Origin of the sequence: Providencia zhijiangensis, assembly GCF_030315915.2 — a bacterium.
Classification (GTDB): Bacteria; Pseudomonadota; Gammaproteobacteria; order Enterobacterales; family Enterobacteriaceae; genus Providencia; species Providencia zhijiangensis.
In genome coordinates this window covers 3126365-3141239 of the sequence record NZ_CP135990.1, presented here as the reverse complement: position 1 = coordinate 3141239, position 14875 = coordinate 3126365, and the positions used below count along the sequence as shown (strand labels likewise).

Below are 14875 nucleotides of genomic sequence, written 5' to 3'. Positions count from 1 at the left end.
TTGGGAGTTTTTTTATATCTAATGATTTATAGGCGTAAAGATGAGGAGGTTCTGTGCAACAAGTCATGCGGGTCTTACGAAAACTCTATAAATACGAAAATAGCCAATATGATGGAGAACGAGCTGTTTCCACTTACTCATTAGATTTGTTATCTGACAAAGAACGTACACTTTTAAACGATACTCGATGGCAAGCTAATCAGATTGAATGTTTTGCAGACCATCAAGATATTATGAATAAACTCCACAGCTTAAAGCATGAAAGCGCATTAACCCGCCAGCGTTGTTTGGATGCTTTTGTTGCTGGATCTGTAGCAGCTATAACAAACATATTTGTATTAATGATAGCTACTTTCAATACTGCTTATATTACGGAAATTCTTATACCGGAAATCCAAGCTATGCGTATTTGAATTTACGACATTTATTGAATGTTGATGCTGTAAAGCCTACCGATGAAGACAAAAAAGTCTTTAATCAACTATTAGATTTATTACGTAATGCACCTGAAGATGAAACTCCTGGAAAATTTGAAAAGCGTTTATCTGAGGCAAAATTAATTAAAGGTGATAAATACACATTACGCGGGATATTGCATTCACTCGCATTGATTGGCGTTATTCCGAATACTTTTATCTCTTTGTCTCTTGATAGTTGGCACGATTTTGGTGATATAACTAGCGCAGAAAACCAACTTAACAATACGAAAGGGCGTTCTGATATGGAAATGCCTTGGGCCGGTTGGAAAGGAAATTTAAAAGTAGACGAGGCAAAAATAGCAGATTATTTTGGTGACTATTTAATCAATCGTTAAATCTTACTCGCAGTAATCAATACAATTAAAAAAACACCTTGGATTTATCTGAGGTGTTTTTTTATTTTAACTATCTGAAAACCCTCACTCATTTTCTATGTCCTCTGTTTCCTATAAGAAACAAAACGCTATTGCGATCACAGATATGTAAAATTAATGTTAACCGTAATCAATCATTGTGTATATTTTGAATAATAGCCTTTTCAGGAGATTAATATTCCTTATACTGGCTCGGCAAACACATTTAATTCCTAAAAAAGATAAATTATAAAGGTCTATTATGGATACAAATAAAGCAGGGTTATGGCGAGTAATTAGTCAAGGTAGTTTGGTCAAACAAATCCTAGCAGGCTTGATTGCAGGTATCTTATTGGCATGGTTATGGCCGTCGGCAGCAAAAAACGTAGGCTTACTGGGTGACCTGTTCGTTAGTGCGTTAAAAGCCGTTGCCCCAATACTTGTTTGGGTGTTGGTTATGGCGTCCATTGCTAACCATCGCCAAGGGCAAAAAACCAGTATTCGCCCAATTTTAGTACTGTATATTTTAGGGACATTCTTCGCGGCTGTTGTGGCGGTGATTGGCTCATTTATGTTCCCATCCAGCTTGATTTTAGCTGTCGGCGATACTCAACTGACGCCTCCGGGTAATATTGCCGAAGTGCTTAAAGGCTTACTGATTAATATTTTCGCTAACCCAGTCGATGCACTGATCAAAGGGAACTATATCGGTATCTTGGCATGGGCGATTGGTTTAGGCATTGCATTGCGTCATGCCAATGAAACCACCAAAACCATGATCCACGATTTTTCGTTAAGCGTGACTCAGCTGGTTCGTGTGGTTATTCGTTTAGCGCCATTAGGTATTTTCGGTTTAGTGTCTTCAACAATTGCAACAACCGGTTTTGAAACCTTAAAAGGCTATTTCCACGTATTGGCGGTATTACTGGGCTGTATGATCATCGTAGCATTAGTGGTTAACCCACTGATTGTTTACTGGAAAATTAAACGTAACCCATACCCACTAGTGTTCGCTTGCTTACGTGAAAGCGGTGTCACAGCCTTCTTTACTCGTAGCTCCGCAGCTAACATTCCGGTGAACATGGGGATGTGTCGCCGTATGAATCTGCACGAAGACACCTATTCTGTTTCTATCCCGCTAGGTGCAACCATTAACATGGGCGGTGCTGCGGTAACCATCACCGTATTAACGCTGGCAGCGGTACATACTCTGGGTATTCCTGTGGATATCCCTACTGCACTGTTATTGAGCGTAGTTGCGGCGGTTTGTGCGTGTGGCGCATCTGGCGTGGCAGGTGGTTCATTATTACTGATCCCACTGGCATGTAATATGTTCGGTATTTCGAACGAAGTAGCGATGCAAGTGGTTGCAGTGGGCGTGATGATTGGCGTACTGCAAGACTCTGCGGAAACTGCACTGAACTCTTCAACGGACGTGCTTTTCACTGCGGCGGTATGTTTATCGGAAGACGATAAACTGGCTCAAGCGGATGCTGAGTTATCTCAAACTCAAGACTAAGCTGACAAACCCATCAGGTTTGGAAATGGCTCTTTTGGGTTGTAAAACTAACAAGGAAAATCAATTTATTGATTTTCGCCTGATAACACAAAGAGGGAAAAACCACGCTTTTATCCCTCTTTGTCATTAACTTAAACCCGCTGAATTAGCGGGTTTTTTTATGGAGCAGTAAAACTTACAACTGATAAGCCACTTTCATGCCTTGTTCAATGGCACGGCGGGCATCTAACTCGGCAGCCACATCTGCCCCTCCAATCACATGAGGGTGAATGCCAATTTCTTCTAATTGCTCTTTCAATGGGCGATAAGGTTCTTGCCCAGCACAAAGGATGACATTATCAACGGCAAGGCAGATATTTTCATCTTGATAGCGAATATGCAGCCCATCATCATCCACATTCATATATTCGACACCATTAAACATTTGGACGCCGCGCTTCATTAATGACAAGCGATGTACCCATCCCGTCGTTTTTCCAAGCCCAGCACCGACTTTGCTGTTTTTACGCTGCAATAAATAGAGGTGGCGAGGTGTTGGTTCTAACTGTTTTTTCGTCGGGAAAAGCCCGCCTCGAGTGGTGATGGCGGTATCAATATTCCATTCATGGTTAAATTTATTATCATCTAAACTGCTGCTGATCCCTTGTTGGGTCAGAAGTTCCGCAACATCAAACCCAATCCCTCCGGCACCAATAATAGCTACGTTTTTACCGACATTATCGGGTTGTTTTAAAGCCTCAATATAGGACATCACTTTGCGATGATCAGCGCCAGCTAGGTTGATAGCGCGGGGGATAACGCCCGTGGCGATAATGACTTCATCAAATTGCGTTAAATCGTTGGCTTGTGCAAGCTGCTCTAGTCGAACATCCACATTGAGCAGTTGCAGTTGGCGAGAAAAATAACGCAAAGTTTCATAAAACTCTTCCTTGCCAGGGATCTGTTTAGCGAGATTAAATTGCCCACCAATTTGGTTACTGCGTTCAAATAGCGTGACTTGATGGCCTCGTTTGGCGGCATAGATTGCACAAGAAAGTCCCGCTGGACCCGCGCCGACAATCGCCACTTTTTTAGGTTTATCTGCTAATTCATTGGGATAGTCCATCTCGCGTACTGCTTGTGGATTGACCAAGCAGCCAGCCAGTTTGCCATTAAAAATCTGGTCAAGGCAGGCTTGATTGCAGCCAATACAGGTGTTTATTTCATCAAAGCGACCATCTTGGGCTTTCAACACAAACGCTTCATCGGCAAGGAAAGGGCGCGCCATGGACACCATATCAGCTTGACCGCTAGCAATGATTTGCTCCGCCACAAACGGGTCATTGATGCGGTTGGTGGTAATTAGCGGAATATTCACCTTACCCATTAATTTTTCCGTCACCCAACTGAAGGCTTTGCGGGGAACCAACGTCGCAATGGTCGGTACACGGGCTTCATGCCAGCCGATCCCCGTATTGATCATGGTGGCTCCCGCACTTTCAATCTCTTTAGCCAATAGCTCGATTTCATCCCACGTTGATCCCCCTTCGACAAGATCAAGCATGGATAAACGATAGATAATAATGAAATTTTTCCCAACCGTTTGGCGAATGCGTTTAACGATTTCTAGCGGAAAACGGATACGATTTTGGTAGCTTCCACCCCATTCATCAGTTCGATGATTGGTGCGGGATGTAATAAATTGATTGATTAAATAACCTTCCGATCCCATCACTTCGACCCCATCGTAGCCCGCTTGCTGGGCAAGTTTAGCGGTGTTCACGAAGTCATCGATGGTTCTCTGGACGTCATCGGCAGTTAATTCGCGAGGGGGAAATGGAGTAATTTCTGATTTAATCGGGCTAGGCGCCACCAACGCTGGGTGCAGGGCATAACGACCTGCGTGCAAGATCTGCAACGCAATTTTGCCATCCGCCTGATGCACCGCATCGGTGATTTGCTGATGAAATGGCAATTGGTCTTGATGATTCAATATAGCGCCATGAGATGCTAAAGCCCCTTCAGGGTTCGGGGCTATCCCGCCGGTAATAATCAGGCTGACCCCATTCTCTGCACGAAGTCGGTAAAAGTGGGCAAGGCGCTGGCTTCCTTGAGGATGCTCTTCTAAGCCGGTGTGCATTGAACCCATCAAAATACGGTTTTTAAGAACGGTATGCCCCAAATCAAGTGGGGTAAAAAGATGTGGAAAATTGCTCATATTGGCTCCCATTTGGGACTATTAATAACAGGTCAGATGAGTTAACTGTAGCCTAATGGACAATTGAATTAAGAATAATGTTAAAAAATTGTGATTTTTATCATATGTTTTACGAGGAATAATTAAACTTACAGGACTATTTCTTTTGTTTTATTTTTCTGTCATAAAAAATGGTTACAACAAAGAAGAATGGTTATTTACATCATAATTTGATGGTTTTCACTCCACACAACCGAGTTATTCAGGAAATACGCCGATGAAAGAGATTTGCCAAGCTGTCACCTTAGAAGGCAACCATGTTCGATTAGAACCATTAACCCATCACCATGATGCTGTTTATGCTGAGATTATTGAACGAGATAAGTTGCATCACCTGTGGTATACCTCGGTACCTGAACCGGAAAATGTCGCGAAAGATGTCGACATGCGCCTTGCGCGTTTTGAGCAAAAAGAGATGGTGCCATTCGCGATTATTGACAAGCCGACAGGCAAAGCCGTTGGTATGACTTCGTATATGCGCATCGATCAAGGGGTTCGCCGTGTAGAAATCGGGGCGACATGGTATGGCACTGAAGCCCAGCGCACACCAATCAACACAGAAGCTAAATACTTGTTGTTAAAACATGCGTTTGAAGAATTAGAATGTGTTGCCGTGGAGCTAAGAACGCACTTTTTAAATCATCAAAGCCGTAAAGCGATTGAGCGTTTAGGGGCAAAACTCGATGGGATTTTACGTAACCATATGCTAACTCGTACGGGTGAGCTACGAGATACCTGCGTTTATAGCATCTTAAATAATGAGTGGCCGGCAGTGCGTCGCCACTTAGAATGGCAGATGACAAAGCCTCGCTAAGTCAAAAAATAGCCCACGAGATGTGGGCTATATGATTAATGTTTGATTAAATCATTTAATTATAAATATTCGTGCATTGGTTTGGTCATATACACGTTATTTGGCATTTTTTCCGTGGTGGTGTAGCCCGCAGGGCTGTTGATCAGCGCTGGGATACGGTTAACCAAGTTTGCGCAGGTTAATTCCACGGTTGCAGGATTATTCACTTCAATCGCCGTATCTGGCTCACCAATTAGCTGCCAACTGTTTTTGTCACACTCATCCGCCGTTAAAATTTTACCGATACATTCCGTTTCTAAGGTGACGCCTTCCGCTGTTTCAGTGATTACCACCGCAGACAATCCTAATACATCGCCTTTTTTCACCGTCATTTTTAAGGTGTCTGAATAGATATCTTCTTTGGCAATTTGCGGTACGCAGCGCTGAGTTTGATTGGTAATAGTCAGACCTAAACGGCTGCACAGCCAACCATTTTGTGTCCACATATATGGTGGCGCATATTCCCCGCTCTCAATTTTCTCAGCGATAACCGCATATGGCAGGTCGTTATAGTTACCAATTTGCTGATTAAATTCATCGACGGTTAAGCCTGCACCGTGACCTTTCGCCAGTGCGATACCGTAATCTTCCACGTTATAGCAGCTAGAGCCTTTGATTTTGACCAGTTTGTGCATAGAACCCGCCAAGGTATCGATAAGCACGCCCCAGAACATATCTGGGTATCCGCTGCCTGCTAAAGTGCAGTTATTCGCTTTCGCTAAAGCATCGAGTTTTTCAGTGATTTCAGGGGAAGAGTTCCACGGATAAAGAGCTTCTTCACCCGTTGAGATTGCATTCACGCCATGTCGAGCGAAGAGGGAGAATGCATCTTCTAAGTCTGCCATGGTGCTGAGGGTAGCAATAATTCCCACGTCGGGTTTTAAGGTTTCTAGGGCTTTATCGGCTTCATTCAGAGGCTGGATTTTCACACCAGTTAGCGCCGTGCCTGCGATTTCACCAATGTCTTTGCCAATCACGGCCGGGTTGATATCAAAAGCCGCCACAACTTCAGCACCGTGTTCTTGTAGGTAACGGATGAGAAATTTGCCCATCTTTCCACAACCATATTGAACTGCACGTACTTTTTTCATCATTATCGTCCTATAACTGTTTGTCTAATATCATCATGTTCTATATGAAGTATAAAATTATTGTTTTATATCAATCAATTGAACAAAGAATGCTTAATAAATTAGAATGGGAAAACTCAATCTTTACGCCCGATTATTTACTATAGGGTAGTCGTTAACGCAGGTTTGTTCATAAATGGCGTTCTAATAAAGAATGGAATCCTAGATTAAAATCCGATAATTAAGATGGGAATGATGGCTTTTGATGATGCCATGCCATTGAATTATAGGCTGATGCTATGGCTTGGATACAAATTCACCATATAGTTTTGAAATACTAGACCTTCACCAAAACAGCACGTATAATCGGCACCACTTTGGCCCCTTAGCTCAGTTGGTTAGAGCAGGCGACTCATAATCGCTTGGTCACTGGTTCAAGTCCAGTAGGGGCCACCAAATTTTAGCTGTTAAATCAGCGCAAAAAGCCACTTCGAAAGAAGTGGCTTTTTTGTGTCTGAAGCACGGGTAAAAACTATTTGCCCACAAACCCTATCTGCCCACAAACCCTCTCCCCACAAACTCTTCAATCAACCGCTCGCCTTCATGCCATTCGCCATATCCTGCATCAGTATTTAAATGCTCACCGCCTTTAACCAACATAAGTTGGCTGCCCCATATCTCGGCAAGCTGATGGGCTTTTTCGGTGCCAAGATGTGGATCATTATCGGTATAAATAAGCAAAGAAGGGCTTGGAAGCTTTTTGCTGGGTAGCGGTCGCTGCTGTTGAATATCGAGTAGGGCAGAAGGGGAATCAACATCCGCAGGGGTAGCGAGGATCATCGCTTTTACTCGATGGTTGGGAAATTGGCTCGCCCATTGCGCCACACAAACAGCTCCGCAACTGTGTCCAATCAGCACCAATTCACCCTCTGTATTTTGAACCACCTCGTTTAGGCGCTCTATCCATTTATGGTTAGGGGCGTTCCAGTCATCCTGAATGACGCGCACAGTATTATGGTATTTTCTTTCTATATAGGATTGCCAATGTTGAGAACCGGAATTGGTATAGCCAGGAACAATTATAAAAGTGGTAGTCATCTTGCTTCTCAGGTTGTCTGGGAGAATTCAATCTTAATCGGTGTGAACTAAAGTTAGCTAGCAATTTATCGGCTAGCGTTAAATCAAAATGTTATTTAAGTAAGCCATTCGGAATAATACGAAATAGCTTCTGATGGTTTTGCTTTTAACGCATTTAATGCGTTGTTTATGAGTTTGTAATGAATAATTAAAAATAAAATCAATGTATTGCAGTTAATCCTATTTTAACTACACACTATGATTGTCACCTTGTAATGACTATTAAAGTCAAATTATCTAAGGTAGGATGAGTTCCAATTTAACTTATGGAAAGGTTACTCATATGAAGGATAATACTTCACTAGATAATGAATTTTCGGGCTTTAATGCATTTCATCTGATTTCTTGGATTGCGGTGATTGGTGGGATTGCAGTGTATCTTATTGGGCTATGGCGCTCTGAGATGCAGTTAAATGAAAAAGGGTATTACTTTGCAATTTTATTACTGGGGCTGTTTTCTTCAATTTCAGTCCAGAAAACAGTGCGAGATAAAATGGATAATATCCCAACGACCCAAGCGTATTACATTGCTTGTATGGTGGCGTTCTTTGCATCTATCGCCTTAATGGCTGTGGGGCTGTACAACGCGGAACTATTACCAAGTGAAAAAGGTTTTTACGGCATTGCTTTCTTTTTATGTATGTTTGGTTCTATCGCGGTGCAAAAGAATATTCGCGACCTACAAACCACTAAGCCAGCCGAGCAACCGAAGAAGTTTGAAGTGAAACAACCTGCCATCAATGAAGATAGTGAACCTAGCATGAAAGGCTAACCACTGTTTTAGCAAAGGCTCAATGAATGCATTTGAGCCTTTGTGTTTCTTTTTACCTAAAGAGCATTTGCCATTCTAATTTCCTACCTAGCTATTCTTATATACCAGTCAATCCATCACTGAAATAATCACTATGGTCATCATATTTGAGTGTGAAATAGTACCTTAATGAATCACTGATTAGACCAGAATATATTTTATCCACATTGAATAATTCTCATTATGTCTAATAAATGAGACTGAGTTCTTATTTATTAGAAAAAATAGCGGATGGAGATAAATTAGAATTAACCATTTTCTTTTTGATACATATAAATTTGGATTAAAAATGCAAAAAACTATTACGCTAAATTGTGGTAATTGGATAATTGCTGATAATAATACACGTCAAAGATGTAACGAATTGCAAAAAAGTAATGTCCGATATATGTGAAAGAAATGTTGTTAAGTATGAATTAATGACACATTATTTGTAACTAATTGATTTTTAACATATCAAAATAATCGTAATATGAGTAAATGTGTCAAAAAATAACTGCCTATTGAACCTCTTGTTTTCGATAGGTGATGGCGACTTTACAGCTTTTAAGTGTAATTATAGTATTTGTGTGAACCAAAGCTCAAAAGGCAAAAAGATTTAATTACCGTATTCATAAATATATCGTGGTTTTACCTAAGTATATTTATCTATATTTCGTATCTGAAATTTAAGCTTCTATTGTAATTAATAATTAATTACAGAACTTCTTATTATCTTTTTTCTTTAAATTACGACTTAATCGAGGATTCATCTAATGAAATTAAATAAAACTCTTATGGCTATCGCAGCAACGACATTAATTGGTTTTGGTGCGAACGCAGCGCTGAGAGATCCCCTCATAATTTCCCCAAAGCGTAACCATGTGTGAATAAATTTTGAGCTAGTAGGGTTGCAGCCACGAGTAAGTCTTCCCTTGTTATTGTGTAGCCAGAATGCCGCAAAACTTCCATGCCTAAGCGAACTGTTGAGAGTACGTTTCGATTTCTGACTGTGTTAGCCTGGAAGTGCTTGTCCCAACCTTGTTTCTGAGCATGAACGCCCGCAAGCCAACATGTTAGTTGAAGCATCAGGGCGATTAGCAGCATGATATCAAAACGCTCTGAGCTGCTCGTTCGGCTATGGCGTAGGCCTAGTCCGTAGGCAGGACTTTTCAAGTCTCGGAAGGTTTCTTCAATCTGCATTCGCTTCGAATAGATATTAACAAGTTGTTTGGGTGTTCGAATTTCAACAGGTAAGTTAGTTGCTAGAACCCATGGCTCCTTTGCCGACGCTGAGTAGATTTTAGGTGACGGGTGGTGACAATGAGTCCGTGTCGAGCGCTGATTTTTTCGGCCTTTAGAGCGAGATTTATACAATAGAATTTGGCATGAGATTGGATTGCTTTTAGTCAGCCTCTTATAGCCTAAAGTCTTTGAGTGACTAGATGACATATCATGTAAGTTGCTGATAGGTTTCCAGTTTTCCGCTCCTAGGTCTGCATATTGTACTTTTCCTCTTACTCGACTTAACCAGTACCAACCCAGCTTCTCAACGGATTTATACCATGGCACTTTAAAGCCAGCATCACTGACAATGAGCGGTGTGGTGTTACTCGGTAGAATGCTCGCAAGGTCGGCTAGAAATTGGTCATGAGCTTTCTTTGAACATTGCTCTGAAAGCGGGAACGCTTTCTCATAAAGAGTAACAGAACGACCGTGTAGTGCGACTGAAGCTCGCAATACCATAAGTCGTTTTTGCTCACGAATATCAGACCAGTCAACAAGTACAATGGGCATCGTATTGCCCGAACAGATAAAGCTAGCATGCCAACGGTATACAGCGAGTCGCTCTTTGTGGAGGTGACGATTACCTAACAATCGGTCGATTCGTTTGATGTTATGTTTTGTTCTCGCTTTGGTTGGCAGGTTACGGCCAAGTTCGGTAAGAGTGAGAGTTTTACAGTCAAGTAATGCGTGGCAAGCCAACGTTAAGCTGTTGAGTCGTTTTAAGTGTAATTCGGGGCAGAATTGGTAAAGAGAGTCGTGTAAAATATCGAGTTCGCACATCTTGTTGTCTGATTATTGATTTTTCGCGAAACCATTTGATCATATGACAAGATGTGTATCCACCTTAACTTAATGATTTTTACCAAAATCATTAGGGGATTCATCAGAACGCAGCGCCAGTTAACCACGGTAATGGTAAAGTCACTTTCACTGGTAGCATCATCACTGCACCTTGTTCTATTGACCCATCTTCTATTGACCAAACTGTAGATTTAGGCCAAATCGCTGATGTGGTATTAAAAAATGGTGGTACTTCAGACGGTCAATCTTCACCAGTTATGTTCGATATTAAATTAATTGACTGTACTGTAGAAACAGGTGATTCCGTGAATATTACATTTTCAGGTGCGGCCGCTACAAATGACCCTAAATCACTATTAGCTATTACAGGTACTGCTGCAGGTGCGGGTATCCAGATCGTAGATAGCAATAATGACCCAATCGTATTAAATGAAGTCACTAAATCTGAGCACAAACTGCAAGGCACAACTAACACCCTGCAATTTGCTGCATACGTGAAAGGTTTAGGTAGCCAAGGTAAACCAGAAGCTCCAGTTGATATCGTTGCGGGTGAATTCCAAGCGGTAACTGATTTCGTATTGTCGTATAACTAATTTAATGCATTAGTTATTAACGGTAAGCTGAAGTAATGAGAGCAATCATTACTTCAGCTTAGAAAATTTATTAAAATTTAAGGACATCGTAATGAAAAAAGTTAATAATAAAATTATGTGTTCTGTGTTTTTAAATGTTAATAAAAAATAAATTCATGAAAAAACTCATCACGGTATCTTTATTACTGCTGAATCCATTAATTGCTCTCTCTGAAGAGGCAGTGGACTTCAATATTAATATATTGAACGCAGAAGATAGAGAAAATATTAATTTGGCAGTTTTTTCACAAGATCTTTATATTGTTCCTGGCATTTACCCCTTTAAACTAAGTATAAATAACGCATATATACCTGAGCAGAAAATAACCGTTGTGAGTTATGAAGAAAAATCGCAAGCGTGTTTAACGGATGAAATTGTCGAGAAATTTGACTTAAATTCGGAAGCTGAAAGTGTATTACAGTGGAATACCATTGATGGTTTAGAGTGTTTAGATATTGCTAGCCTAGAAGGAATGTCAGTAACACCTAATTTATCGACCGGAACATTAATTATTAATATTCCGAAAAGCTATCAGGAATATTCCGCCAACGACTGGGAATCAGCATCTCGTTGGGAAGATGGCATTAAAGGTATTATTTTTGACTATAATCTGACCTCACAATATAACCGTAGTTTAGGTGATAACAAATCGAACAATACTTTTTTCCTTTCAGGATTAGGGGCCGTCGGCGCTAACTTCGATAGCTGGCGTTTACGAGGTTTTTGGCAAGGTTCATATAACCATGCGCAGAATAGTCGAGTTGATGATGCTCATGAGATTAAATGGACCAATATTTATGCTTATCGAGCTATTCGCAGCTTAAAATCGAAATTAACCCTCGGTGAGGATTTTCTGCAAACAGATTTGTTTGATAGTTTCAAGTTTATTGGGGTTTCATTACGTTCTGACGACAATATGTTGCCACCAAGCTTACGTTCATATGCACCAGAGGTAACGGGTTTTGCAGAAACGAACGCGGTAGTCAAAATTAGCCAAGATGGACGCGTTATTTACGAAAGTTTAGTTCCTGCGGGTCCATTTAGAATTCAAAATTTAAATAGCGGTATTTCAGGGACTTTACAAGTCAGAGTTGAAGAGAGCGACGGGCGTGTTTCGGAGTTTGAAGTTGAAGCTGGAAATATTCCTTTTTTATCTCGTCCAGGTTCTGTGCGCTATAAAGTGAGTGCGGGTAGACCAACAGATATGGATCGTCATGTCATGGGGGATGCTTTCACACAAAGCGAGGTTTCATGGGGTATTAGCAATGGTTGGTCAGTTTTTGGTGGTGCGCTAAATAGTAGTCGATTTAACTCTTTTGCTGCTGGTGTTGGACGTGATTTATTTCGATTTGGTGCAATTTCGTTCTCATTCAATCATTCAATCGCCGCACTGACAGATGGGCCGACCTTAAAAGGCAAAGCATTTAAAGTCGATTATTATAAAAGTTTCGAAGGAAGTAATAGTCAAATTCAATTATCCGCTTACCGTTTTATGGATCGTGAATTTATGACGATGAGTGATTTCCTCACTTATAATGACCAAAAAGATATTATGTATGCAGGACACAATAAAGGCTCTTATTCTGCATCACTAAGTAAAAACTTTACTGATTGGCGTTCATCCGTAAATTTAAATTACACGCACCAAACCTATTGGAACCGCCCAAATAGTTATCGCTATAACATGACGTTCTCGAAGTATTTTGATACTAGCAAGTTTCATAATATCGGTCTGTCTATCAATATGTTTAATAGCAAAATGCAGGGTTATCAAGATAATGGAGTTTATGTCAGCCTTTCAGTTCCATTAGCATCAGGAACTTATGTCAATTATTCAACGTATAACGGTAAGAATGATAATACGAATAAAGTGACAATGAATGAGCGTCTTGAAAATAAAGATAACCTTTCACTTTCTGTCGGTAATAATCGACATAGCGGAATATTTAGTAGTTATTATAGCCATAAAGGTAATATGAATGACTTTAATACCAGCTATAACTATATAAGTAATAACTCAATGTCATTATCTGCGAATGTTCAAGGCGGCATGACATTGACGGGGTACGGAATAGGCATGCACCCAGTCACATCAACAGGGGGAACACGAGTTTTTGTTGATACAAATGGCGTTAAAGATGTTCCAGTAAAATATAATGGTACACATTTACGCTCAAGTGGTTCTGGAAAAGTCGTTGTTCCTGATATTAATAGCTACTATAAGACAGACGTTGTTGTTGATATTAATAAATTACCTAAGAATGTTGAGATTGCGGATTCCGTAACACAAACCACACTCACTGAAGGTGCAATAGGTTATCGTAGTTTTGATGTTATTTCTGGGATCAAAATGATGGTGACGTTGAGATTACAAGATGGAAGTTACCCACCATTTGCTGCGGATATTAAAAATAATGCAGGCAAGACAACAGGTATTGTGGGTGACCAAGGTGAAGCTTACATCGGTGGAATAAAGCCGGGTGAGACAATGACAGTATCATGGCAAGGTTCTGAATGTACGATTACATTCCCACAAAATATCGAAGAGCATAATATTTACGACAAACTGCTCTTACCATGTAATTAATTAATAATAATCTTAAAAGAAGGCTAATGTTTATGATGAAAAAATTATCCGTATTATTACTTAGCTGCTTCGTGACTGCGAATGCTTATTCTGCAATTTCAATGGACAGAACGCGTATTATTTATAATGGCGATAGCAATTCTGTTTCATTAACGGTAAGCAATAAAAATAACCAACTGCCTTATTTGGCTCAGGGTTGGTTTCAAGATGAGAAAGGCGAAAAGCTAACCTCTTATTTTACGATTTTGCCACCAATCCAAAGAATTAATGCAGGACAAACAAGCCAATTACGTATTGAAGCTTTACCAGACATAGTGAAATTACCTCAAGATAGAGAAAGTTTATTTTTCTTTAATTTAAGAGAAATTCCACCGACAAGTAAAAAATCTAACGTACTGCAAATTGCATTACAAACACGCGTTAAGTTGTTCTATCGTCCAGCTTCTTTAGCGGTTGATTCCACTCAAATGAAAAATGCACCGTGGCAGAATAAATTAGTGTTAGTCAAAAAAGATGGCGCTATTTATGCCAAAAACCCAACGGCTTACTACGTGGTATTAAACAACATTAGAAAAAGTGCTAACGCAGAGAAAGCAAAAAGCTTTGTTGCTGTAGACGTTGCTCCATTTGCTGAGCAAAAACTGTCAATTACTGCAGATCAATTAGGTTCATCGCCAGTGATTAACTATATCAATGACTACGGCGGTCAGGTTGATGTTCCGTTTGTCTGTTCTGCAACAGAGTGTCACGCGCAAGCGGCTAACTAATTCCATAAGCAAATGAGAGAAATGGATAAATCGAATGTTTAAATTTAAGAACCTGTTTTGTCTTAGTTTACTGTTTTTTTTATCTGTGACTGCATTTGCGGATGGGAAGTTTGTGACGGTCAGAGTGAATGTTTTGTCTGGCGGATGTGTGTTGAATGATAACGAAGATATCTATGTAGATTTTGGCGATGACATCGTTATTGGGCAAATTGAGTCAGGTAAATACACAGAAGCAATTCCTTATAGTTTAAGTTGTGATTCGCGATTTGATGAGCTGTACCTCGCTTTTGAAGGGGATAAGGGCGAAGATTTAAACAGTTTGAAAGTCGCGGATACACCAGGTTTGAATATCAAGTTGTAGTG

General features: G+C 40.4%; 13 protein-coding genes and 1 tRNA gene. 10 read left to right on the top strand and 4 right to left on the bottom strand.

Annotated features, from left to right (window positions below):
- The first annotated feature begins 53 nt into the window (after positions 1-53).
- The 3 genes from QS795_RS14290 to sstT all read left to right on the top strand — a co-directional run bounded on the left by QS795_RS14290 (position 54) and on the right by sstT (position 2351).
- Positions 54-413 carry a hypothetical protein gene (locus QS795_RS14290; RefSeq protein WP_318626553.1) on the top strand — a complete coding sequence of 120 codons (360 nt, stop codon included), beginning with the start codon at positions 54-56 and terminating at the stop codon, positions 411-413.
- A 14-nt stretch (positions 414-427) separates the two neighbouring features.
- Complete coding sequence (locus QS795_RS14285; RefSeq protein ID WP_286269861.1) at positions 428-814, top strand: hypothetical protein; 387 nt, start codon at positions 428-430, stop codon at positions 812-814.
- Positions 815-1094: 280 nt separating this feature from the next.
- A complete protein-coding gene (gene sstT, locus QS795_RS14280) occupies positions 1095-2351 on the top strand; it encodes a serine/threonine transporter SstT (RefSeq protein WP_154603421.1) in 1257 nt (418 codons plus the stop codon).
- A 175-nt stretch (positions 2352-2526) separates the two neighbouring features.
- Here sstT and QS795_RS14275 read toward each other — a convergent pair whose 3' ends face one another.
- Positions 2527-4548, bottom strand: a complete 2022-nt coding sequence (locus QS795_RS14275) for an NADPH-dependent 2,4-dienoyl-CoA reductase (RefSeq protein WP_286269865.1) — start codon at positions 4546-4548, stop codon at positions 2527-2529.
- A gap of 256 nt (positions 4549-4804) precedes the next feature.
- On the opposite strand from QS795_RS14275, the gene QS795_RS14270 reads away from it, so the two are divergent.
- Positions 4805-5401 (top strand): GNAT family N-acetyltransferase, encoded by a 597-nt coding sequence (locus tag QS795_RS14270; RefSeq protein ID WP_286269867.1) that lies wholly within the window; start codon positions 4805-4807, stop codon positions 5399-5401.
- Positions 5402-5460: 59 nt separating this feature from the next.
- On the opposite strand, the gene QS795_RS14265 is transcribed toward QS795_RS14270, so the two are convergent.
- Positions 5461-6534 carry an NAD(P)H-dependent amine dehydrogenase family protein gene (locus tag QS795_RS14265; protein WP_154603418.1) on the bottom strand — a complete coding sequence of 358 codons (1074 nt, stop codon included), beginning with the start codon at positions 6532-6534 and terminating at the stop codon, positions 5461-5463.
- 355 nt (positions 6535-6889) lie between these two features.
- Here QS795_RS14265 and QS795_RS14260 point away from each other — a divergent pair.
- Positions 6890-6966: transfer RNA gene (locus QS795_RS14260), tRNA-Ile, on the top strand.
- A 93-nt stretch (positions 6967-7059) separates the two neighbouring features.
- On the opposite strand, the gene QS795_RS14255 is transcribed toward QS795_RS14260, so the two are convergent.
- Positions 7060-7608, bottom strand: coding sequence for an RBBP9/YdeN family alpha/beta hydrolase (locus QS795_RS14255; RefSeq protein ID WP_286269868.1), 549 nt, complete (start codon positions 7606-7608; stop codon positions 7060-7062).
- Between the two features lie 322 nt (positions 7609-7930).
- On the opposite strand from QS795_RS14255, the gene yiaA reads away from it, so the two are divergent.
- The gene (yiaA, locus tag QS795_RS14250; RefSeq protein ID WP_154603416.1) at positions 7931-8419 is read left to right on the top strand and encodes an inner membrane protein YiaA; all 489 of its coding nucleotides are present in this window, start codon (positions 7931-7933) and stop codon (positions 8417-8419) included.
- Between the two features lie 876 nt (positions 8420-9295).
- On the opposite strand, the gene QS795_RS14245 is transcribed toward yiaA, so the two are convergent.
- Complete coding sequence (locus tag QS795_RS14245) at positions 9296-10504, bottom strand: IS4-like element ISVsa5 family transposase (protein WP_001339197.1); 1209 nt, start codon at positions 10502-10504, stop codon at positions 9296-9298.
- A gap of 98 nt (positions 10505-10602) precedes the next feature.
- Between QS795_RS14245 and QS795_RS14240 the strand changes: the two genes are divergently transcribed.
- The 4 genes from QS795_RS14240 to QS795_RS14225 all read left to right on the top strand — a co-directional run bounded on the left by QS795_RS14240 (position 10603) and on the right by QS795_RS14225 (position 14873).
- Positions 10603-11118, top strand: coding sequence for a fimbrial protein (locus QS795_RS14240; protein WP_318627188.1), 516 nt, complete (start codon positions 10603-10605; stop codon positions 11116-11118).
- 155 nt (positions 11119-11273) lie between these two features.
- Complete coding sequence (locus QS795_RS14235; RefSeq protein ID WP_154603415.1) at positions 11274-13745, top strand: fimbria/pilus outer membrane usher protein; 2472 nt, start codon at positions 11274-11276, stop codon at positions 13743-13745.
- Between the two features lie 26 nt (positions 13746-13771).
- Positions 13772-14512 (top strand): fimbria/pilus periplasmic chaperone, encoded by a 741-nt coding sequence (locus tag QS795_RS14230; RefSeq protein WP_154603414.1) that lies wholly within the window; start codon positions 13772-13774, stop codon positions 14510-14512.
- Between the two features lie 34 nt (positions 14513-14546).
- On the top strand, positions 14547-14873 hold the full coding sequence (locus QS795_RS14225; protein ID WP_286272862.1) for a fimbrial protein: 327 nt from the start codon (positions 14547-14549) through the stop codon (positions 14871-14873).
- The last annotated feature ends 2 nt before the right edge of the window (positions 14874-14875 follow it).